Raw genomic sequence first — 18,937 nt, 5'->3', positions numbered from 1 at the left:
TGTCGCCCGCGCACATGTACAAGGAGGACGTCCCGTGCCCGACACCCCGACCCGCAGGCCCCACTACCCCGGCCGTGACCAGCTCGACGTTGCGAACACGCGCTTCCGCCGCGCGGTCGCCCGCCTGAACCGCGAGGCCGGCCGCCACGACCCGAAGCTCATGCCCGAGGTGGAGCGCATCGTCAGGGAGGCCGCCGAGACCCTCGGCCGCCTCGCCGCCGACGCTGAGGCCGCCGAGAACACGAGCGCCCGCCACCAGGCCGCGTTGAAGGTGCAGGAAGACAAGCTCAGGGCGCAGCTTCGGCCCGCCGCCCGCCGCGGCGACCATCGCGCGGCCGGCATCCTCGCCCGGCTGGATGAGCGGTCGTCTGGCCGCCGCACCGTGGCGCCCGACGATGACGACGCCGCCTGACCCGGGCATCGCCCGCCTGCTGCGGCCGGACGGCTCCGTGATGGTCCCGGCCTCGGTCGCGGGTGAGGTGCTGCGGGCCCTCGTGCGGGACCTGACGGCCCGTGCGCGGGCCGACGGGGGCGAGGTGTCCCCCGGAGCCCGCCGCGTCCTGCACGCGCTGCACGCCGCCGCCGTGCAAGGCCAGGGCGCCGGACCCGCTTTCGTCCCCGAAACCCCCGCCCTGACTGCTGCGAGCGTGGAACTGACCGCGCGACAGGTCGCCGAGATCCTGGGGTGCTCAGCCCAGTACGCGCGGACGCTGGCCCGGTCGGGCCGGGTGCGGGCCCGCCGCGCCGGCCCGGCCTGGCTCATCGACTCCGCGTCCCTGGACGCCTACCGAACCGGGAGAAGCCCATGAGGGACCTTCAGGAGGCCATCGGCCGCCACTACCAGGGCAAGCCCACACGCCCCGTCGCAGACCCCGAGCTGCGGCGGGGCGTCGCTGCGGTCATGGCCATGAGCCGCGACACCGGCCGGGCCCGGAAGGAGAACACGAAGTGAGCACCATGACCCCGGCCGAGGCCGCCGCCGCGATCCGCACCGCGCACGCCGACAAGGAGAAGGCCGAGCAGACCGCCGCCGCGCTGGAGGAACGCGTACTGAACGGCGACCAAGACGTCACCGCGGCGCAGCTCGCCGAGGCGCACCAGGCCGTCCGCTTCGCCGAACTGCGCATCACCGCCGCCGAACGCAAGCACGCCGCCGCGCAGGACGCCGCCCGGCACGAGACCGCCCGCACCGTCGCCGAGCAGGCCGTGACCCTCGTCAAGAACGACGACGCGGGCGAACTGGCCGACGCCATGCGCAACGCCGTGGCCGCGATCGGCCGCCTGTGCACGATCGGGCAGCAGCGGCACGACCTGATCACCGGACTCGGCGCCGAGCTGACCGCCATCACCGACCAGCTCGGCGGGGACTTCCGCATCATGCGCGAGCGCTACGGCGTGGCCGGCGACCGCGAACAGGTCATCGTCTACAACCCCCGCACCGTGGCCCGCACCGTTCCGCCGGCCGTCCTGCTCGCCGCAGCCGTCCACCTCGGCGCCCACTCCAGCGGCCTGGCCCACGCCGTCGGCGAGGCCCTGGCCGTCCCCGAGCACCGCGTGCAGCAGGTGTTCACCGCCGTGCCCACGCTCGCCGAGCAGGCCCACGACACCGCCCGTCAGCCCACCGCCGAGGACGCGCCCGCGTCCACCGCCGCATAGTCAGGAGCCCCCGTGAAGAAGGTCACCGCCCCCGCTGGCCCGGTCGTCCACGGCCCAGAGAACACGCTGCACGGCGCTGAGGCCCTGTGGTGGGTGCACGGCGAGATCTACACCGACGACGCCGAGGCCATCGCCCGATTCGCCGACCTCGGATACCCCATGGAGGACGTCGCCGAGGCCCCCGCCGAGTACCTGACCGGCGTGGAATGGATGAAGGAGAAGGCCGACCGCGAGGGCTACGCCTCCGCCGTGGCCACACAGGACGCCCTCGACCCCGACCGCCGCAACTACTGACCAGGACGGCCCCCATGGACCTCAACGCCCTCTCTCAGCGCTACCTGGTCACCGCGGCCGACGCCCTCGACCACGTACGGCAGATCACCACCACGGTTCTGCCGCAGGCTCAGCAGCGCGTCACCGACGCCGCCCGCACCGCGCAGGGCTTCACCGACCCCAACCTCTCGGCCGAGGGCCTGGACGCCCGCCGACGGGAACTCGCGCAGCAGGCGCAGCAGCTCGGCGCCACGCTGGCCGACGGGATCGGCCACGAGGTGGAGCGGGCCGCCGCCATCGCCCGCGACGCCTACGAGCGGCACTCCGCCCCCGGCGACACCCAACAGCAGCTCCTCGCCGAGATGCGGTTGTCCCGCGCGTGGGAGCGGGCGCGTGGCCAACTGGACGCGGGCGCGGCCCTGTCCGAGGTCATCGAGGGCGCCGACGTGGACACGCTGCGCGCCCTGCGCGCGGAGTACCCGGCGTACCTGCGGGCGCAGGACAAGCGCCAGGGCATGGACCGGGCCCAGGGTGACCGCCCGGACCCGACGGCCGCCGTACGGGCCTTGGACGAGGCCCTGGCGCCGCTGCTGCCGGGGGAGGCCGGGAAGGCACTGGCCGCCACCCTGGCCGCAGAGAGCGCCCTGACCGCCACGCGGCAGGCCCTCGACGGGTTGCGGCTCACCGGGGCGGGCTCCGCCACCCCGCTGGACACCCTCACCGCGGCGTACGCGGCGAACGACGCCGCCCGCGCGACCGCCCCCGCTGCTGCCTGACCCCATACGCACCCGCGCCCGGCTCCTCACCTTCGAGGGCCGGGCGCTGCTGCGTCGCCGAGTGTGCGGGCCTACTCGGGTGGCCGGTTGTACGAGGCGAGCGTGCCCTTGTCCGTGGACGTGTCCAGGAGCCGCAGTTCCCACGGCCCGGTGTTCACGTCGAACTCCTTACCGAAGCCCACCCACTTGCCGGCCATGCGGCGGCCGGTGGGCTCGGCGAGCATCTGTAGCGCGCCGAAGTACCGGGCGCCCCGGTAGTAGCCCTCGCTGGCCGTCTGCTCCGTCCACGTGCCCGTGACCGTGCCCCCGTCGACCTGGAGGTCGAGCGTCAGCGGGCTGTCCGGGTTCAGGGAGGCGCCGGGCAGGCTGCGCCCGGTGAGCCGGTTGCCGTGCTGGAGCAGCACGACGTGGTGCTTGCCGGTGAACACCTGGTTCCCGCGCCCGCTGGAGACGTACTCGTAGGTGCTGAGCCAGATCCCCGAGTAGTTCCCGCGGGGCGCCGTCTGCGGGGCCGGTGAGCCGTTGGCGACCGGCACGCCCAGGGGCGAGCCCTGGAGGTCGTGGCCGCCGTGCCCGTCGTCGGCGATGCGGGCGAGGGTGACCGGGGGGAAGCCGAGGGCCTCGATGGGCAGGCCCGTGACGGCTTCCAGGGCGCGCGCGTACACGGGGCGGGGCGCGGTGGTGGTGCCGGACTCCCAGCGCTGCACGAGCCGCTTCGAGGCGTCGTTGGGGGCGCCCGCCTGGTCGCCGGCCTCCCGGATCGCACGGGCGAATTCGTCTTGGGACATGAGCAGACCCATACGGACCGCTCGGAGGGTTCCGTTCGGAGTGGCCATGCCTCGACGGTAGCCCGATCACGCTCAGAGTGACACCGAAATGACGCCCCGCATGTCGCCGGTATGACGCCCCCTGTGTCGTCGCGCGCCCTGAGTAACCACGCGAACGTGATCCGTGACACAGCGCCCCGGCGACCGCGCGAACGGCCCCGGGGCTGGCCGACTACCAGGAGTCGACGTGACGCACCGTACAGCCGCCGCACCCCAGCCGTCAGAAACGCCCAGAGCTTCCCTCGAAGTACCCGCCAGCGTGGTAGCCGCCCTGCTGCTGCCCGCCGCCGCGGACGCCACCGAGGACCAGCTACGCGGCGCCCGCTGCGTGTGGTGCGAGGACGGCCCCCTGGAAGCGGCAACGGCCGTCGACCTCGGCGAGCAGAAGTCGCCGGCAGGTAGCTGGTTCCCTCGCGCCTGCCAGCGCTGCGCAGCCGCGTGGGCGCACCGCGGCCTGTTCGAGCACGCCCCCGTGTGCGAGCAGTGCACGGACGACGCGAGCCGCTGCGAAGTCGGGCTGATCCTGAACCGGCTCATTCGCCAGGGGCGCCGCCCGTAACCCCTCAAGCTCCCCGCCCGGGCCGGCGAGTCCCGCGAAGAACCCCGGCCCGGGCGGGGCCATCCCCATCCGCACGAGCGAAGGAGATCACTGTGACCGTACCCCCGAACCCCGGCCCCGGCCCGACGCCTCCCGACGCGTTACCCGAACTGGCCCGCATGCTCATCACCGACGAGCAGTTCAGCAGCGTCCGCGGCACCGTCATGGACGCCAACCCGGACATGTCCGAGGAGATGGCCGGCCGGATCGTGGACGAGGCCCTCAAGTTCGTCGCGGCCTGCGCGAAGAACCCCGGCGTCGGCCTCGCCCCGTCGCGCATCGTGGACGAGGGCTGGCACGCCCTCATCCTGCACACGGCGATGTACGCCGATCTGTGCGAGTCGCTCGGCGGCTTCGTGCACCACTTCCCGGGCTACGACCCCACCAACTACGATCCGCCGATCCTGGACCGCACCCGCGAGAAGATCGCGGAACTCGGGTGGGAGGCGGACGGCGAGCTGTGGTGGCCGCCCTCGGATGAGACACTCGCCTCGGTCGCGGCGAAGTGCCAGCACGCCCCGGAGTGCACCATCGTCGTCACGCCCAAGCCGAAGCCCGGAGTGGCATAGCCTGCCCGTGAAGGGAGGCGCCGTGTCCGAATGGATCGACGCGCGGTATGCGGAGATGGTCGCAGCGTGGAAGCGCGCGCAGCAGCCGGAATCCCGTGACCCGCAGCCCAGGCCCGCGCGAGGGTTCGTCATCCCGCCGAAGCCTGACCAGAAGTAGCCCCCGCGGCCCGCGCGACGGGTACAGCACTAGGAACGGCCCCCGGTACGCCCGGGGGTCGTTCCGCGTTACGGATACGCGTGACAGACACTCCCACCCCGAGTACCGTTACGGCTATGCGTGAGAGAAAGTGCCCCATGTGTGAGACGGCCATCGAGGGCCCCGGCTACCTCGTCGACGGCGCCACCAAGCACCGGCGCCAGTTCTACCGCGCCCTGCTGCTGATCTGTCAGCCCTGCTACGACCGCGGCATCGACCCCGACACGGGGCTAACCCGAACGGAATCGGAGCGACGGACGGCGCGGCACGTGTGGACGCGCATGGTCGGCCGAGGTGACCCCCTACCCCCCACCCCGTGTGCCGCCTGCGGGCATCCGGTGGTGCGCAACGGCGATCCCCTGCTCAAGCGAGTGACGTGCTCGCGGGCATGCTCCACGTCTCTCACGCGTAGCCGTAACGGAGGGAAGGGGAGCGGGCGGCCGTGCGCTGCGTGCGGCCAGCAGATCACCACCGGCCGGGCCGACTCCCGGTACTGCGGTCCGGCGTGCCGCCAGAAGGCGTACCGCGACCGCAGGAATCCGCACGCGTAGCCGTAACGCGACTGGCCCCCGAGGCGGACAGAATCTCCGCCTCGGGGGCCGTTGCCGTGGATGGGCACTACAACCGTAGTGCGTGCGTCCTACCGGTGCGGGCAGTCCCGCACCCACCAGCCGCAGTGCTCGCAGTAGTCGTAGGCCGCGGCGAGGAGTCGAGCGATCATCGGTTCACCTCCTCGGCAGGCGCCGGACCGGTGACGTACTCGATCTCAGGGAAGATCGTGATCCCCTCCCCCGGCCCCTGCCGCACTTCGCGCACACGAGTGCTCTCAACTGCGTATTCGTCGCCAGAGAGGGGCTCAGAGGGCGGTGGGGGAGGGGAGGACCAATCGGACATGTGCCACGCGGTGACCGCCCACACGACGGGGGCCGCGTAGATCAGGTGCGGGGCGTAGGTCAGCGTCCCCGCGTAGAACAACGCGGCGAGCAGCGACAGCACCAGCCGCACGACGACGACCGCCAGGCGCACGACGCCAGACCGGTCCTTGTGGCTCGCGCCGGACAGCCACCGTGCCCACGCCTCGAACGAGAACCAGGTGCCGCGGGCGAGCGTCCGGCCCGCCTGGCCGGCCTTCACACCAGCCCCGCGACGAGGTCACCGAGGTAGCTCACCACGGGCGCCAGGACGTACCCGGCGAGCCCGGCGACGCTGGACGCCAGACCGAGGCTGATCCCGGCGAGGACGCCGCGCACGAAGTCGAGCCGGAAGCCGCGGCGGGAGGCCACGGCGAGCAGGATCACGGTGGCGATGATGACGACCGCGTGGCCGCCCGGGGTGAGCGCGAGGAACGAGGAGCGGGTGACGTTCGGCGAGGTGCCGCCGACGCCGTACACGAGGATGGCTTCGCCAACCTGGTTGGTGCCCCACAGCGACCAGTCGGCGGCAGCGCCGATGAGTCCGCCGGCCGAGAGGATGAGCAGCGTGCCGTAGGCCATGCACGCGAGGAACGGCAGCAGCTGGCGCAGGGCCTTGATGGTGAATCGCTTCTTGTGGGAGGCGAACCAGCAAGTCACGTCCCATCCGGCGAGGGACAGGCCGACGGTGACGCCGCCGAGGGAGACGAGCCCGTAGGTGGGGATGTCGAGCGGAGGCATTGCGGGTCCTATCGGACGAGGGCCACGCCGAGCGCGGCGAGGGTGAGGATCAGGGCGCACGTGCCGCTCACGGGGGGCACGGTGCGGGTGTCGACCAGGACGAGGCCGACGAGGGCCGCGAGGGCGGCGAGCGCGAAGCAGGCGGCGGGGATCACGAGTCGCCTCGGGCGGTGCGCAGCAGGCGCCGGCCGTAGCCGTCGGAGACTCCGAGGCGAGTTCCGATGTCGCCGCCGGTGAGTTCCGGTTCCGTCTGGAGCCAGTTCCGCACGGTCTCTACGCGCTTGCCGAAGGTGGTGTTCGCGGTGTCCTCGGAGACGATGTCGGCCGCGCCGGTCCCGGTCGGCGGAACTGCGGGCGGAACTGGTTCCGTTGCCGGTTCCGCCGGGGCCTCGCCGATGGCTTTGCGGACAGCCGCGAAGTGATCGCCGAGCAGGTCAGGGCCGGTTCCGCCGGTTCCGCCCGCGAGTTCCGCCACGGGCTGCCAGGGGCCGAGGACGGGCCCGACGGGGGCCATGTCGACAGGCTCCGGGGCGCGCTCCACGGTGATCGGTTCCGCCGGTTCCGGTGCCGGTTCCGCCACGGCCGGAACTGGTTCCGCCGCCGGTTCCGGTCGCAGCTCCGAGAGCCGGTGCACGCGCCACAGCACGAGCGGGGCGACCGCCGACACGGCCACGACGAGCGCCACCGACACCGGTAGCAGACCGACCTCGACAAGGTGGGAGGCAGCGTTCACGGCGATCAGCGAGAGCACCACCGCGAGGACGTCACGGCGGGCCCGCAGGGCGGCGAGGGCGTACACGTCCAGCGCGGCCGGCACGCCCGCGGCCACGTAGGTGCCGAACCCGCACGCGCGGGCCAACTCGTACTCAGCCGAGGCGAGCACGGTGAGCACGGCCGCCGTGGCGACCCAGAGCAGGGGGTCACGCTTCACGCCGCCACCCCCATCTGCTGGCGGGTGAGCCACGGCCGCAGTGCGAGGAGCAGCCCGAGCGGCAGTGCGTCGCCCTTGCGGAGGTTGCACGAGCCGCAGGCCAGGACGAGGTTGAAGGCCTGGTTCGTCGGCCAAAGGGCGTACGGCACGTAGTGGTCGAACGTTGCCTCGGCGGCCACGTCGCCGAAGGGGGCGCGGCAGTAGAAGCAGCGCGCGCCGTCTCGTGCGGCGAGGCGCAGGCGCTTGCGGCGGCCCTTGGCGCCGCGCATGTGGCCGCTGCCACGGGGGCGGTGTGTGCCCATCACCACTCACCCCCGGCGAGGATCACGGCCAGGCGGCGGGCGAACTCCCGCAGCACCTCGGCGTGCCGCTCCAACTCGGCCGCCATGTCCTCCAGGCGGTGCAGCTGCGAGGGGTAGCTGTCGCCGTTGAAGCCGACGGACACGAACGGCCGGGTGCCGGGCCACGTCTCGGTGAAGGGCCGCTCCTCCAGGGCGACGACGAGGAGTTCGGCGTACCCGCCGCGTACGGGCAGGGTCAGGCTGTGGTCAGGGCCGCGGTGGGTGATGTCGACGCGGTACTCGGGGATGGTCTCGTGGCCGGCGCACCAGTCGGGCTCCGGGAGGGTTACGGGGCCGTGGTCGATGGTGGGCAGCGTGATGCTGCGGATAGGGTCCTGCACGGGTCTGCTCCTGGTCTCGTCAGGTGTCGGACTCAGGCCCCGGCCGGTGTTGGAGTCACCGCGTCGGGGCCGCCCCGTCTCACGTCCGTCTCACAGACGGCACTTCACGGGGTGGACTTTGGGCCTCTGGCCTGGACTAGATAGACGGCGAGAACTGCTACTTAGGGCGCCTGGACGTCCGGTAGAGTCCTCGATCCGTTGCTCGCGTGTGGGGGGAAGGCGGCTGAGCGATGGAGAAGCTGGGGGGCGCCGATCCGCAGCGGATCGGCGCGTACCGGTTGCTGGCGCGGCTCGGCGCGGGCGGCATGGGGCACGTCTACCTGGCCCGCTCGGAGCGCGGCCGGACCGTCGCCGTGAAGCTCGTGCGCGAGGAACTGGCCGCGCAGGAGGAGTTCCGGGAGCGGTTCCGCCAGGAGGTCCGGTCCGCGCGGCGGGTCGGCGGGTACTGGACCGCGCCGGTGCTGGACGCGGACACCGAGGCCGCCGTGCCGTGGGTCGCCACCGGGTACGTCGCCGGGCCGAGTCTTCAGCAGGTCGTCGGCCACGACCACGGGGCCCTGCCCGAGCGGTCGGTCCGCATCCTCGCGGCCGGGCTCGCGCACGCGCTCGAGGACATCCACGCGGCCGGCATCGTCCACCGCGACCTCAAGCCGTCGAACGTCCTGGTCACCATCGACGGCCCGCGCGTCATCGACTTCGGCATCGCCCGCGCCCTGGAGACCGTCACGGACGGCGGGCTCACGCGGACCGGCGCGCTCGTCGGATCGCCCGGCTTCATGGCGCCCGAGCAGGTGCGGGGCGACCGCATCACCCCGGCGTGCGACGTCTTCTGCCTCGGCTCGGTCCTCGCCTACGCCGCGACCGGCGCCCTGCCCTTCGGCACCGCCAACAGCGGCGTCCACGCGCTGATGTTCCGCATCGCCCAGGAGGAGCCGGACCTGGAGGGCGTCCCGGAGGGCATCGCCGACCTGGTCCGCGACTGCCTGCGCAAGGACCCCGCCGCCCGGCCCACCCTGGACCAGGTCCTGGAACGCACCGGCGCCGACGACACCGTCGCGGACGGCCGCGCCCTGGACCCCTGGCTGCCGAGCGCACTGGTGGCCCAACTGGGCCGCCACGCCGTGCGGTTGCTGGACGCGGAGAACCCGGAGGCGGACCCGGCGGCGGCAGGGGCCGCCGGTGCCCTTCCGCCGGCCGGCCAGGGCGGCGACGCGGGGCAGTCCGGTCCCGGCGGGCACCCGGCCGCCGGCGGTCGCCCCGGGCCCGGCCCGTCCCCCGAGCACGCCGCCGTGGCCGACGAGCCGTCCCGGCCCGCCCTGCCCCCGGCCCCCGCGCTGCCCCCCGGGGCCGCGGCCGGAGCCGCCGTGCCGCCCCCGGCGGGCCGGCCCGGCGACGGGCCGGCGGTGAACCATCTGCCGACCTTGGTCGCGGGGCCGGGCACGACCCCGCCGCCGCACCCCGCGTACGGCTACCCGCAGCAGCACCCCCAGCCGGGCGCCCCGGCGCACCCCGGCTACGGCGGACCCGGCTCCACGCCGCCGTACGGGCCGCCGCCCCACGGCCCCACCCCGCCGTACGGGCCGCCCCAGCCGGCGCGCAGGGACGGCCGGTCCACCGCGCTGCTCGTCGTGATCGCCCTGGTCGTCGCGCTGGCCGCGGGCGGGTCGGTGTACGCCCTGATGCAGGGCGGCGGCCACGACACGTCCGGCGGCGACCCGTCCCCCACCCGGAGCACCGGCGCGCCCCCGACCACCCCGGGCCCCGGGCCGACGACCACCCGGCCGGACGTCTCGGCCTCCCCGCAGGACGGCACGATCCCCACCGGGTACCTGGGCACCTGGACCACGACCATCGACAACGCCGACGGGCAGCACAGCCGTTCGCTCACCATCGAGCAGGGGGAGCCGGGCGACACCGTGCTCTCCCTCGTGGCCGACGGCCCCACCCGGGGCGGCGGCTCCTACCACTGCGTGTTCGAGGGCGAACTGGTCACGGCCCCGGGAGCGGGCGGCTCCCTGAGGATCGGCCCGTCCACCGTGACCGTCGGACAGCCGCGCAGCGCCTGCACCCCGGGCGCCGCCACCGAGGTGACCCTCCTGCCGAACGGCACGCTGGAGCGCCTCAACACGAGCAGCGGCGAACGGCTGACGTACACGAAGCAGTAGCCGAATCCCGGTGCCCGGCACTCCGGTCGACCATCCGGCGGTGGTCGCCGACCGCCGGGCGACGACGGGGTCGCTCCCGTCGTCTCACCTCGGCTCGGGCGGACGCTGCCGGGGCATGTTCGGCCGGGCGCCGCCCGCCGGCGGAACCGCGAAGCGGCCGTTCACGCTCCCCGCCTCCACCGGGCGGCCCGGCCCCGGGAACACCACCGTGTGCAGAGCGGCCGTCGTGGCGCCCCCGGTGCGGAACTCGCCCATCCAGTCCGCCGTCTCCACCCGCACCAGCTCGGTCACGTCCTCGGAGAACCTGCGCAGCACCCCCAGGCACCGCTCCGCGGCCTCACCGGCCGTGCCCTCCGCCGGACCCAGCACCTCCCGCACGCTCTCCGCGGCCCAGTCGAACTGGAGCGCCTGGAGCCGGCGCTGCACGGCCTGCGCGGTGGCCACGTCCCGCATCCAGCCGGACGTCACCCCGAAGTACCGGTCGACGGCCACGCACGCCACGCACAGCAGCAGCGCCAGGCACCCCCAGGACGCGATCCCGCCCGCCACGCCCGTCAGGTCCAGCAGGGGCAGCGCCAGCCCGGTGACCGCGCCGGCCAGCGCCCCGCAGCGCAGCACCCGCGCGCAGCGCCGCTTCCACATCCGGTCCGCCAGGTACCAGGCCGCCGTCCTCAGCGCCCCCCGCTCCACCCACCGGTACAGCTCGTCCAGCCGGACCGCCGGCTCGCCCCAGTCCCCGAGCGGGAAGGCCCGGCCGGTCAGGTCGCCCGGCCGCAACCGGGCCGCCGCCCCCTCGCCCCGCCCGTCCTGAGGTGGCCCCTCGGGCTGCATCTCCGGCTGACCCACCCGGCACTCCTCACCGACCACGAATGACCACGTACGGTTCACTCACCGATCACGCTGCGCGACGGACGGACGCGGCGTGCTGCCGCGCCCGACCCTTCCTACCCCCCAACGGGTGGCGAAGATGAAGCTTTCGCCGGTTTTCCGCCCGGAAGTATTCCTTGATCGGTTATGGGGCGCGAGAGGGCATCACTCGAAAGAGTGCTGGGGCGGTGGCAGGTCGGACCACGTAGGCTCGTGCCGAGCGGGAAAACCCGTACCGAGCAAGGAGCTGATCGTGATCCCCGGTGGTGGCCAGCCCAACATGCAGCAGCTGCTCCAGCAGGCCCAGAAGATGCAGCAGGACCTGGCGAGGGCGCAGGAGGAACTGGCGCAGACGGAGGTCGACGGGCAGGCCGGCGGCGGCCTGGTGACCGCGACCGTCACCGGCGCCGGCGAGCTGCGCGCCCTGAAGATCGACCCGAAGGCGGTGGACCCGGAGGACACCGAGACCCTCGCCGACCTCGTCGTGGCGGCCGTCCAGGCGGCCAACGAGAACGCGCAGGCGCTCCAGCAGCAGAAGCTCGGCCCCCTCACCCAGGGCCTCGGCGGCGGCGGGATCCCCGGTCTGCCGTTCTGACCCGGCGCACCGCCTTCCTCCGGGAGGCGGCTGACAACTACGGTACGTACGGGTGGGTGCGTACCGACCCCGAAGACCCAGGAAGGGCAGTCCGTTGTACGAAGGCGTGGTCCAGGACCTGATCGACGAGCTGGGGCGGCTGCCCGGCGTCGGTCCGAAGAGCGCCCAGCGGATCGCCTTCCACATCCTCCAGGCGGAACCGACGGACGTACGGCGGCTCGCGCAGGCGCTGATGGAGGTCAAGGCGAAGGTCCGCTTCTGCGCGACCTGCGGCAACGTCGCGCAGGAGGAACTGTGCAACATCTGCCGCGACACCCGCCGCGACCCGGCCGTCATCTGCGTGGTCGAGGAGCCCAAGGACGTCGTGGCGATCGAGCGCACGCGTGAGTTCCGGGGCCGCTACCACGTGCTGGGCGGCGCCATCAGCCCGATCGACGGGGTGGGCCCGGACGACCTGCGCATCAGGGAGCTCCTGGCCCGTCTCGCCGACGGCACGGTCACCGAGCTCATTCTCGCCACGGACCCGAACCTGGAGGGCGAGGCGACAGCGACGTACCTCGCCCGCATGATCAAGCCCATGGGCCTGAAGGTCACCCGCCTGGCCAGCGGCCTCCCGGTGGGTGGCGACCTGGAATACGCGGACGAGGTCACCCTCGGACGCGCCTTCGAGGGGAGACGACTCCTAGATGTCTGACGCCACGCTGCACGCGACCGACCGGAACCCGGACGACTTCGCGGTCCAGATCGCGGACCAGATCGAGAGCTTCCTCGTCGCCGTGACGGAGGTCGCCAAGGGCGACGAGCCGGAATCGGCCGTCCCCTTCCTCCTCCTGGAGGTCTCCCAGCTCCTGCTCGCCGGGGGCCGGCTCGGTGCGCACGAGGACATCGTGCCCGACGAGCGCTACGAGCCCGACTCGGGCCCCGAGGCGGACGTCGACGAACTGCGCGAGAACCTGGCGCGGATGCTCGACCCCATCGACATCTACTCCGAGGTCTTCGACCCCTACGAGCCCCGCAAGGCCCCCGTACCGGCCCGGATCTCCGACGACCTGGCCGACGTCATGGCCGACCTGCGCCACGGCATGTCCCACTACCGCGCGGGCCGCACCACGGAGGCCCTGTGGTGGTGGCAGTTCTCCTACTTCTCCAACTGGGGCTCCACCGCGTCGGCCACCCTGCGCGCCCTGCAGTCGGTCCTCGCCCACATCCGCCTGGACCAGCCCCTCGCCGAGCTCGACGGGCTGGACACCGACCAGGGCATGGGCGACGACACGCTGGAGTTCGAGGCGGGCCGCGTGATGGTGGAGGAGATCGCCCGCCCCCTGGGCCTGCGGCAGACCAAGTGACCCGCCGTCAGGCCCGGCCGGCCGGATCCGCCGCACCGGCCGGATCCGCCGCCCCCACCGCCTGACGGACGCTCCGTCAGATCCGGACGGCCCGGCCCGTCACGCCGATGCCCTCCTGCGGGCCGGCCGGCACCGACACGGTGAGGGTGCTCGGCCGCCCCATGTCCTCGCCCTGGCGGATCGTCAGGGTGGCCGGGGGAGTGACGAGTCCGAGCTCCCGCAGGTAGCCGCCGAACGCGGCCGCCGCCGCGCCCGTGGCCGGGTCCTCCACGACACCCCCGGGCGGGAACGGGTTGCGGGCGTGGAACACCGTGGGCGACTCCCGGTGGACCAGGTCGACCGTCGTCCAGTCCCTGCGGGCCATCAGGCCGGCCAGGGCGGCCATGTCGTAGTCCAGGCGGGCCAGCCGCTCCCGGCTCGCGGTGGCGATGACGGGGTGCCAGGCCCCGGCGTAGGCGACGCGGGGCGGCAGCAGCGGGTCCAGATCCTCCGGGGACCAGCCCAGGAGCGACAGCAGCGTGTCGAGGTCGGCCTGTTCGAGCGGGACCGTGCGTGGGGCCACGCTGACCAGGGTGGCGACGAGGCCGCCGTCGGCCGTCCGGTCGGTGGTCACCGGGACCGGCCCGGCCGGTGTGCGCAGCAGCAGGCGGCCGGTGCCGTGCCGCTCCGCGTGCGCCACGGCCGTGGCGATCGTCGCGTGCCCGCAGAAGGGGACCTCGGCGAGCGGGCTGAAGTAGCGCACGGCCAGGGAGCCGTCGTCGCGGGCCTCCGTGACGAACGCGGTCTCCGAGTAGCCGACCTCGGCGGCCGCCGCCAGCATCGCCGCGTCGTCGGCCCCGGCGGCGTCCAGCACCACCCCCGCCGGGTTTCCGCCCTCGGGATCCCCGCTGAACGCCACATAGCGCAGTATCTCCATGCCCGCACGGTAGCGCCCGTCCCGCGGCCGTACGCCGGCCTCGCGTGGACTCGGCAGCGGGCCGGAGCCCTTGACCAGCGGTTGTGACGCCGGGCACTTTCCGCGTGGCCCGTGCCCAGATGGGCATGAGCCACTCTGGACGGGCGCCGGGGTCTCACCATGCGATATCGCGGAGGGGATTTTCGGACGCTCGTTAGACTGAGCCGACCGCGGTACGAATGCGTATGAGCGGACAGAGACGGATTGAGCGAGGAGCGCACGTGGGCCTTGTCGTGCAGAAGTACGGAGGCTCCTCCGTAGCCGATGCCGAGGGCATCAAGCGCGTCGCCAAGCGGATCGTGGAAGCGAAGCAGAGTGGCAACCAGGTGGTTGCCGTCGTTTCCGCGATGGGCGACACGACGGACGAGCTGATCGATCTCGCCGAGCAGGTTTCCCCGATGCCTGCCGGGCGCGAGCTCGACATGCTGCTGACCGCCGGAGAGCGGATCTCCATGGCCCTGCTGGCGATGGCGATCAAGAAACTGGGCCACGAGGCGCAGTCGTTCACCGGCAGCCAGGCAGGTGTCATCACCGACTCGGTCCACAACAAGGCCCGGATCATCGACGTCACGCCGGGCCGCATCAAGACCTCGGTGGACGAGGGCAACATCGCGATCGTCGCCGGTTTCCAGGGCGTCAGCCAGGACACCAAGGACATCACCACCCTCGGCCGCGGCGGCTCCGACACCACGGCGGTGGCCCTCGCGGCCGCGCTCGACGCCGACGTCTGCGAGATCTACACCGACGTGGACGGCGTATTCACCGCCGACCCGCGCGTGGTGAAGAAGGCGAAGAAGATCGACTGGATCTCCTTCGAGGACATGCTCGAACTGGCGGCGTCCGGGTCCAAGGTGCTCCTCCACCGCTGCGTGGAGTACGCCCGCCGGTACAACATCCCGATCCACGTCCGGTCCAGCTTCAGCGGACTTCAGGGCACGTGGGTCAGCAGCGAGCCGATCGATCAAGGGGACAAGCAGGTGGAGCAGGCTCTCATCTCCGGTGTCGCGCACGACACCTCCGAGGCCAAGGTCACGGTCGTCGGCGTGCCGGACAAGCCGGGCGAGGCGGCCTCGATCTTCCGTACGATCGCCGACGCCGAGATCAACATCGACATGGTCGTGCAGAACGTGTCCGCCGCCTCCACGGGCCTGACGGACATCTCCTTCACGCTGCCGAAGACCGAGGGCCGCAAGGCCATCGACGCGCTCGAGAAGAACAGGGCCGGCATCGGCTTCGACTCGCTGCGCTACGACGACCAGATCGGCAAGATCTCCCTCGTCGGCGCCGGCATGAAGACCAACCCGGGCGTCACGGCCGACTTCTTCACGGCCCTGTCCCGGGCGGGCGTGAACATCGAGCTGATCTCGACCTCCGAGATCCGCATCTCGGTCGTCACCCGCGCCGACGACGTCCCCGAGGCCGTCCGCGCCGTGCACACGGCCTTCGGTCTCGACTCCGACAGCGACGAGGCCGTCGTCTACGGAGGCACCGGCCGCTGATGACCGGCCTTGGAGGGGCCGGCCGGTCCGGCCGGCCCACGCTCGCCGTGGTGGGGGCGACCGGCGCCGTCGGCACGGTCATGCTGCGGATCCTGTCCGAGCGCGCCGACGTCTGGGGCGAGATCCGGCTCGTCGCCTCCGCGCGCTCGGCCGGCCGCAAGCTGGCCGTGCGGGGCGAGGAGACCGAGGTCGTGGCGCTCACCGAGGAGGCCTTCGACGGGGTCGACGTCGCGCTGTTCGACGTCCCCGACGAGGTCGCCGAGCAGTGGGCGCCCGTCGCCGTCGCCAAGGGCGCGGTGGTGGTCGACAACTCCGGCTCGTTCCGGATGGACCCGGACGTGCCGCTCGTCGTGCCCGAGGTGAACCCGCACGCCGTGCGCATGCGCCGGCGCGGCATCATCGCCAACCCCAGTTGCACGACGCTCTCCATGATCGTGGCGCTGGGCGCGCTGCACGCCGAGTTCGGCCTGCGCGAGCTGGTCGCCTCCTCGTACCAGGCGGTCAGTGGCGCCGGGCGCGAGGGCGTGGCGACCCTGCGCCGCCAGCTGTCCCTGGTGGCCGGCACCGAACTGGGCACCCACCCCGGGGACGTGCGGCGGGCCCTCGGCGACCGCACCGGGCCGTTCCCGGAGCCCGTCGCGCTGAACGTCGTGCCGTGGACCGGTACGGCGTGCGAGGACGGCTGGTCCTCGGAGGAGCTGAAGGTGCGGGGCGAGACCCGCAAGATCCTCGGGATGCCCGAGCTGCCGGTCGCCGTCACCTGTGTGCGCGTCCCCGTGATCACCACGCACTCGCTGACCGTGCACGCCCGCTTCGAGGGCGAGGTCACCGTCGACAAGGCGCGCGAGATCCTCGCCACGGCGCCCGGGGTGGTGCTGTTCGACAACCCGGCCGCGGGGGAGTTCCCCACCCCCGCCGACGTCGTGGGCACCGACCCGACCTGGGTCGGGCGGGTGCGCCGGGCCCTGGACGATCCGACCGCGCTGGAACTCTTCGTGTGCGGGGACAACCTGCGCAAGGGATCCGCGCTCAACACCGCCCAGATCGCCGAACTGGTGGCCCGGGAACTCTCCTGAGAGCGGCTGCCACGCCCCCGTGACCGCCCGCCGGCCCGGAAACTCCCGGGCCGATGTCGGTGCCGGTTTGTAGGATCGGTGCACCCCGCATGTGATCCGGTCGATGATCCGGACCACTTGTGGCCTGGGGCTTTCGCGACGGAGGATTTATCTCCCCGCTCTCCGCAACCACGCGGAGGGCGGGGAGCGTCTTTGCGGTCGCCCTTCGGGCCGTGAGAGCGCTTGTCAGGCGTGGGGACGCCTGGAACCGGACGTGGGGACGCCCGGTCACATCTGGACATAGGGGAAGAGCGGGACGCATGAGGGCATTTGATGCACCATCGGTTGTGCTGCCTGACGCGGGTAGACCGTCGGTGGCGGCGGTCGGCACGAAAGTGACGCCCGGCACGTACAACCCTCACCGGGGTGAGCGTGTCCAACAAGCGTGGCAGAGGTACTCGACTTCAGCGCGGCACGCGGCACGGTCCTCAGACCGCCCCGTCCGGCGGCTCTCCGACCCCGCATGCCCGGCGCGCCCGGTGGCATGCCGGTGATCGCGCCCGTGCCCGCAGCGCGGCCGGCCCGCATCCCCAGTCAGCGTGACGGCGCCGAGGACTCGGTCGCGGCCGGGACGACCGTCGATCACCTCACCGAGACCTACCGCGCGCACTACCGCTCGCTGCTGGGTCTCGCCGCCCTCCTCCTCGACGACACGGCCTCCTGCGAGGACGTCGTCCAGGAGGCGTTCATCCGTGTCCACTCCGCCCGCAAGCGGGTCCGCGACCCCGAGAAGACCCTGGCGTACCTGCGCCAGACCGTCGTGAACCTCTCGCGTTCGGCGCTGCGCCGCCGCATACTCGGCCTGAAGCTGCTGTCCAAGCCCATGCCGGACATGGCCAGTGCCGAGGAGGGCGCCTACGACCAGCTGGAGCGCGACTCCCTCATCACGGCGATGAAGGGCCTGCAGCGCCGCCAGCGCGAGGTGCTCGTGCTGCGCTACTTCGCGGACATGACCGAGGCGCAGGTCGCCGAGACGCTCGGCATATCGCTGGGCTCCGTCAAGGCGTACGGCTCGCGCGGCATCGCGGCGCTGCGGGTCGCCATGGAGGCGCCGGCATGAGCGACGGCGACGGTGCGCCCCGCGACGGGCGCGACCGGCACGAGCCCTTCGAGTGGCACGAGCCGACAAGGCTGCACGGGCAAGATCCGAAGCAATCGCACGCTGGGAACGGAACTGTGAACCACGGCCCCGACGACCAGAGCCCGGACCGGCTCGACTCGGACGAGCTGGACCTGCGCAGGCTGCTGCAGCAGGCGGTGCACGAGGTGGAGCCGCGCGACGGCACCCTGGACTACCTGCGCAAGGCGGTGCCGCAGCGGCGCGCCCGCAAGCGCCAGGCCCTGGTGGGCATGGCGGCGGCCGCGCTGTTCGTGGGCACCGCCGTCCCCGCGCTGGTGCACGTCTCCAACGCCACCGGCTCCGACGCCAACCCCTCCGCCATCGGCCACGCCTCCGAGACGCCCGGCGGCTCGGGCGGGGGCAAGGACCCGGACGGCGGTGAGAACTCCTCGGGCAAGCCCTCCGACAAGGTCGAGGAGAAGGAGAAGCACGGCAAGAAGGACAAGGACAAGGGCAAGGGCTCCGGCGCCTCCAAGGGTGCCTCCAGCGGCGGCACCGGCCCCTCCTCCACGACCGGCGCCGGCGTCGCGGCCTGCACCGCCGCCCAGCTCGGCCCCGCCTCCGGCAGCAGCGGCGCCCCGGACTCCACCGGCGCGGTCTCCGGCTCCTTCCGCGTCGTGAACGTCTCCGGTGCGGCCTGCACGGTCACCGGCCCCGGCTCGGTCTACGCCGCGGCGCAGGGCGGGGCGGACCCGGCGAAGGTCGGCACGCTCCGGCACGCCGCGGGTGACGCGGCCGCCGGTCTGCTGCCCGACCCGTCCCTGGAGGCGGCCGGGCTGGTGCTCCAGCCGGGCACCGGCTACGAGGTGAAGTTCGCCTGGGTCCCCTCGGAGACCTGCGGCACCCCGGGCGGCGGCACCGGCGGCCCCGACCCGAGCCCCGACCCCACCCCGTCGGGCGACCCGGCGGCCACGGCGGGCACCTCCACCGGCGGCGACACGGGCACCGGCACGCAGCTCCTCCGGGAGGACGGCACGGCCGACGGCAGCGTGGCGGTGACGTACACCCCGGGCACCGGCTCGGGCGCGGGCTCGGTCACGGTGTCGAACGCGTGCGCGGGGACCGTGTACTGGACGGGGGTCCTGGCGGGGTGATCCCTGCCGGGCCCGGCCGGG

Annotated in this window: 25 protein-coding genes; 16 read left to right on the top strand and 9 right to left on the bottom strand. The window is 73.2% G+C overall.

What is annotated here, in order from left to right:
* Positions 1–34 precede the first annotated feature (34 nt).
* Genes ACH4C6_RS14860 through ACH4C6_RS14835 form a run of 6 tightly spaced genes read left to right on the top strand, consistent with a single transcriptional unit; the run spans position 35 to position 2,705 of the window.
* The gene (locus tag ACH4C6_RS14860; RefSeq protein WP_398108974.1) at positions 35–412 is read left to right on the top strand and encodes a hypothetical protein; all 378 of its coding nucleotides are present in this window, start codon (positions 35–37) and stop codon (positions 410–412) included.
* Positions 396–809 (top strand): helix-turn-helix domain-containing protein, encoded by a 414-nt coding sequence (locus ACH4C6_RS14855; protein ID WP_398108973.1) that lies wholly within the window; start codon positions 396–398, stop codon positions 807–809. Before ACH4C6_RS14860 ends, ACH4C6_RS14855 begins: the two co-directional genes overlap by 17 nt.
* Complete coding sequence (locus ACH4C6_RS14850; protein ID WP_398108972.1) at positions 806–952, top strand: hypothetical protein; 147 nt, start codon at positions 806–808, stop codon at positions 950–952. Before ACH4C6_RS14855 ends, ACH4C6_RS14850 begins: the two co-directional genes overlap by 4 nt.
* Positions 949–1,656 carry a hypothetical protein gene (locus tag ACH4C6_RS14845; protein WP_398108971.1) on the top strand — a complete coding sequence of 236 codons (708 nt, stop codon included), beginning with the start codon at positions 949–951 and terminating at the stop codon, positions 1,654–1,656. The genes ACH4C6_RS14850 and ACH4C6_RS14845 overlap by 4 nt, the downstream gene beginning before the upstream one ends.
* 12 nt (positions 1,657–1,668) lie before the next feature.
* Positions 1,669–1,950 (top strand): hypothetical protein, encoded by a 282-nt coding sequence (locus tag ACH4C6_RS14840; protein ID WP_398108970.1) that lies wholly within the window; start codon positions 1,669–1,671, stop codon positions 1,948–1,950.
* A 14-nt stretch (positions 1,951–1,964) separates the two neighbouring features.
* The gene (locus tag ACH4C6_RS14835; protein ID WP_398108969.1) at positions 1,965–2,705 is read left to right on the top strand and encodes a hypothetical protein; all 741 of its coding nucleotides are present in this window, start codon (positions 1,965–1,967) and stop codon (positions 2,703–2,705) included.
* Positions 2,706–2,776: 71 nt separating this feature from the next.
* Here the strand turns inward: ACH4C6_RS14835 and ACH4C6_RS14830 are convergent, their stop codons facing one another.
* Positions 2,777–3,541 (bottom strand): helix-turn-helix domain-containing protein, encoded by a 765-nt coding sequence (locus tag ACH4C6_RS14830; protein WP_398108968.1) that lies wholly within the window; start codon positions 3,539–3,541, stop codon positions 2,777–2,779.
* 250 nt (positions 3,542–3,791) lie between these two features.
* Here ACH4C6_RS14830 and ACH4C6_RS14825 point away from each other — a divergent pair, with 250 nt between their 5' ends.
* A complete protein-coding gene (locus tag ACH4C6_RS14825; protein WP_398108967.1) occupies positions 3,792–4,091 on the top strand; it encodes a hypothetical protein in 300 nt (99 codons plus the stop codon).
* Between the two features lie 158 nt (positions 4,092–4,249).
* Positions 4,250–4,699 (top strand): glycine-rich domain-containing protein, encoded by a 450-nt coding sequence (locus tag ACH4C6_RS14820; protein ID WP_398109346.1) that lies wholly within the window; start codon positions 4,250–4,252, stop codon positions 4,697–4,699.
* Positions 4,700–5,612: 913 nt separating this feature from the next.
* Here the strand turns inward: ACH4C6_RS14820 and ACH4C6_RS14815 are convergent.
* The 6 genes from ACH4C6_RS14815 to ACH4C6_RS14790 are packed head-to-tail and all read right to left on the bottom strand — an operon-like array spanning position 5,613 to position 8,160.
* On the bottom strand, positions 5,613–6,029 hold the full coding sequence (locus ACH4C6_RS14815; RefSeq protein ID WP_398108966.1) for a hypothetical protein: 417 nt from the start codon (positions 6,027–6,029) through the stop codon (positions 5,613–5,615).
* Positions 6,026–6,547 carry a hypothetical protein gene (locus ACH4C6_RS14810; protein WP_398108965.1) on the bottom strand — a complete coding sequence of 174 codons (522 nt, stop codon included), beginning with the start codon at positions 6,545–6,547 and terminating at the stop codon, positions 6,026–6,028. Before ACH4C6_RS14810 ends, ACH4C6_RS14815 begins: the two co-directional genes overlap by 4 nt.
* 8 nt (positions 6,548–6,555) lie before the next feature.
* Positions 6,556–6,702 carry a hypothetical protein gene (locus tag ACH4C6_RS14805; protein ID WP_398108964.1) on the bottom strand — a complete coding sequence of 49 codons (147 nt, stop codon included), beginning with the start codon at positions 6,700–6,702 and terminating at the stop codon, positions 6,556–6,558.
* The gene (locus ACH4C6_RS14800; protein WP_398108963.1) at positions 6,699–7,478 is read right to left on the bottom strand and encodes a hypothetical protein; all 780 of its coding nucleotides are present in this window, start codon (positions 7,476–7,478) and stop codon (positions 6,699–6,701) included. Before ACH4C6_RS14800 ends, ACH4C6_RS14805 begins: the two co-directional genes overlap by 4 nt.
* Positions 7,475–7,780 (bottom strand): HNH endonuclease, encoded by a 306-nt coding sequence (locus ACH4C6_RS14795; RefSeq protein ID WP_398108962.1) that lies wholly within the window; start codon positions 7,778–7,780, stop codon positions 7,475–7,477. Before ACH4C6_RS14795 ends, ACH4C6_RS14800 begins: the two co-directional genes overlap by 4 nt.
* Complete coding sequence (locus ACH4C6_RS14790) at positions 7,780–8,160, bottom strand: DUF6907 domain-containing protein (protein WP_398108961.1); 381 nt, start codon at positions 8,158–8,160, stop codon at positions 7,780–7,782. The genes ACH4C6_RS14795 and ACH4C6_RS14790 overlap by 1 nt, the downstream gene beginning before the upstream one ends.
* Positions 8,161–8,390: 230 nt before the next feature.
* Between ACH4C6_RS14790 and ACH4C6_RS14785 the strand changes: the two genes are divergently transcribed.
* Positions 8,391–10,325 carry a serine/threonine-protein kinase gene (locus ACH4C6_RS14785; RefSeq protein ID WP_398108960.1) on the top strand — a complete coding sequence of 645 codons (1,935 nt, stop codon included), beginning with the start codon at positions 8,391–8,393 and terminating at the stop codon, positions 10,323–10,325.
* 84 nt (positions 10,326–10,409) lie between these two features.
* Here the strand turns inward: ACH4C6_RS14785 and ACH4C6_RS14780 are convergent, their stop codons facing one another.
* Entirely contained in the window at positions 10,410–11,171 is a 762-nt protein-coding gene (locus ACH4C6_RS14780; RefSeq protein ID WP_398108959.1) for an SLATT domain-containing protein, read from the bottom strand.
* A gap of 274 nt (positions 11,172–11,445) precedes the next feature.
* Between ACH4C6_RS14780 and ACH4C6_RS14775 the strand changes: the two genes are divergently transcribed.
* From ACH4C6_RS14775 to ACH4C6_RS14765, 3 genes are all read left to right on the top strand, one after another.
* Entirely contained in the window at positions 11,446–11,787 is a 342-nt protein-coding gene (locus tag ACH4C6_RS14775; protein ID WP_398108958.1) for a YbaB/EbfC family nucleoid-associated protein, read from the top strand.
* A 94-nt stretch (positions 11,788–11,881) separates the two neighbouring features.
* Positions 11,882–12,481 (top strand): recombination mediator RecR, encoded by a 600-nt coding sequence (gene recR, locus ACH4C6_RS14770; protein ID WP_003991835.1) that lies wholly within the window; start codon positions 11,882–11,884, stop codon positions 12,479–12,481.
* Complete coding sequence (locus tag ACH4C6_RS14765) at positions 12,474–13,133, top strand: DUF5063 domain-containing protein (RefSeq protein WP_398108957.1); 660 nt, start codon at positions 12,474–12,476, stop codon at positions 13,131–13,133. The genes recR and ACH4C6_RS14765 overlap by 8 nt, the downstream gene beginning before the upstream one ends.
* 76 nt (positions 13,134–13,209) lie before the next feature.
* On the opposite strand, the gene ACH4C6_RS14760 is transcribed toward ACH4C6_RS14765, so the two are convergent.
* Positions 13,210–14,049 carry a PhzF family phenazine biosynthesis protein gene (locus ACH4C6_RS14760; RefSeq protein ID WP_398108956.1) on the bottom strand — a complete coding sequence of 280 codons (840 nt, stop codon included), beginning with the start codon at positions 14,047–14,049 and terminating at the stop codon, positions 13,210–13,212.
* 260 nt (positions 14,050–14,309) lie between these two features.
* On the opposite strand from ACH4C6_RS14760, the gene ACH4C6_RS14755 reads away from it, so the two are divergent.
* The 4 genes from ACH4C6_RS14755 to ACH4C6_RS14740 all read left to right on the top strand — a co-directional run bounded on the left by ACH4C6_RS14755 (position 14,310) and on the right by ACH4C6_RS14740 (position 18,916).
* Positions 14,310–15,587, top strand: coding sequence for an aspartate kinase (locus ACH4C6_RS14755; RefSeq protein WP_398108955.1), 1,278 nt, complete (start codon positions 14,310–14,312; stop codon positions 15,585–15,587).
* A complete protein-coding gene (locus ACH4C6_RS14750) occupies positions 15,587–16,663 on the top strand; it encodes an aspartate-semialdehyde dehydrogenase (protein WP_398108954.1) in 1,077 nt (358 codons plus the stop codon). Before ACH4C6_RS14755 ends, ACH4C6_RS14750 begins: the two co-directional genes overlap by 1 nt.
* A 523-nt stretch (positions 16,664–17,186) precedes the next feature.
* Positions 17,187–17,762 carry a SigE family RNA polymerase sigma factor gene (locus ACH4C6_RS14745; protein ID WP_398109345.1) on the top strand — a complete coding sequence of 192 codons (576 nt, stop codon included), beginning with the start codon at positions 17,187–17,189 and terminating at the stop codon, positions 17,760–17,762.
* A 116-nt stretch (positions 17,763–17,878) separates the two neighbouring features.
* On the top strand, positions 17,879–18,916 hold the full coding sequence (locus tag ACH4C6_RS14740) for a hypothetical protein (protein ID WP_398108953.1): 1,038 nt from the start codon (positions 17,879–17,881) through the stop codon (positions 18,914–18,916).
* Positions 18,917–18,937: the final 21 nt, after the last annotated feature.

It is taken from the genome of Streptomyces sp. NPDC017943 (assembly GCF_044328425.1).
In the GTDB taxonomy this organism is placed as follows: Bacteria; Actinomycetota; Actinomycetes; order Streptomycetales; family Streptomycetaceae; genus Streptomyces; species Streptomyces djakartensis_A.
The sequence above is the reverse complement of the archived record's forward strand: the minus strand, read 5'-3'. Positions and strand labels throughout refer to the sequence as shown.

Excerpts from the sequence above, each read along its gene's own strand:
- ACH4C6_RS14855 (WP_398108973.1), top strand. The coding sequence starts at position 396 with ATGACGACGCCGCCTGACCCGGGCATCGCCCGCCTGCTGCGGCCGGAC.
- ACH4C6_RS14850 (WP_398108972.1), top strand. The coding sequence starts at position 806 with ATGAGGGACCTTCAGGAGGCCATCGGCCGCCACTACCAGGGCAAGCCC.
- ACH4C6_RS14835 (WP_398108969.1), top strand. The coding sequence starts at position 1,965 with ATGGACCTCAACGCCCTCTCTCAGCGCTACCTGGTCACCGCGGCCGAC.
- ACH4C6_RS14830 (WP_398108968.1), bottom strand. The coding sequence starts at position 3,541 with ATGGCCACTCCGAACGGAACCCTCCGAGCGGTCCGTATGGGTCTGCTC.
- ACH4C6_RS14820 (WP_398109346.1), top strand. The coding sequence starts at position 4,250 with ATGCTCATCACCGACGAGCAGTTCAGCAGCGTCCGCGGCACCGTCATG.
- ACH4C6_RS14810 (WP_398108965.1), bottom strand. The coding sequence starts at position 6,547 with ATGCCTCCGCTCGACATCCCCACCTACGGGCTCGTCTCCCTCGGCGGC.
- ACH4C6_RS14795 (WP_398108962.1), bottom strand. The coding sequence starts at position 7,780 with ATGGGCACACACCGCCCCCGTGGCAGCGGCCACATGCGCGGCGCCAAG.
- ACH4C6_RS14785 (WP_398108960.1), top strand. The coding sequence starts at position 8,391 with ATGGAGAAGCTGGGGGGCGCCGATCCGCAGCGGATCGGCGCGTACCGG.
- ACH4C6_RS14765 (WP_398108957.1), top strand. The coding sequence starts at position 12,474 with ATGTCTGACGCCACGCTGCACGCGACCGACCGGAACCCGGACGACTTC.
- ACH4C6_RS14760 (WP_398108956.1), bottom strand. The coding sequence starts at position 14,049 with ATGGAGATACTGCGCTATGTGGCGTTCAGCGGGGATCCCGAGGGCGGA.
- ACH4C6_RS14750 (WP_398108954.1), top strand. The coding sequence starts at position 15,587 with ATGACCGGCCTTGGAGGGGCCGGCCGGTCCGGCCGGCCCACGCTCGCC.
- ACH4C6_RS14745 (WP_398109345.1), top strand. The coding sequence starts at position 17,187 with ATGCCGGTGATCGCGCCCGTGCCCGCAGCGCGGCCGGCCCGCATCCCC.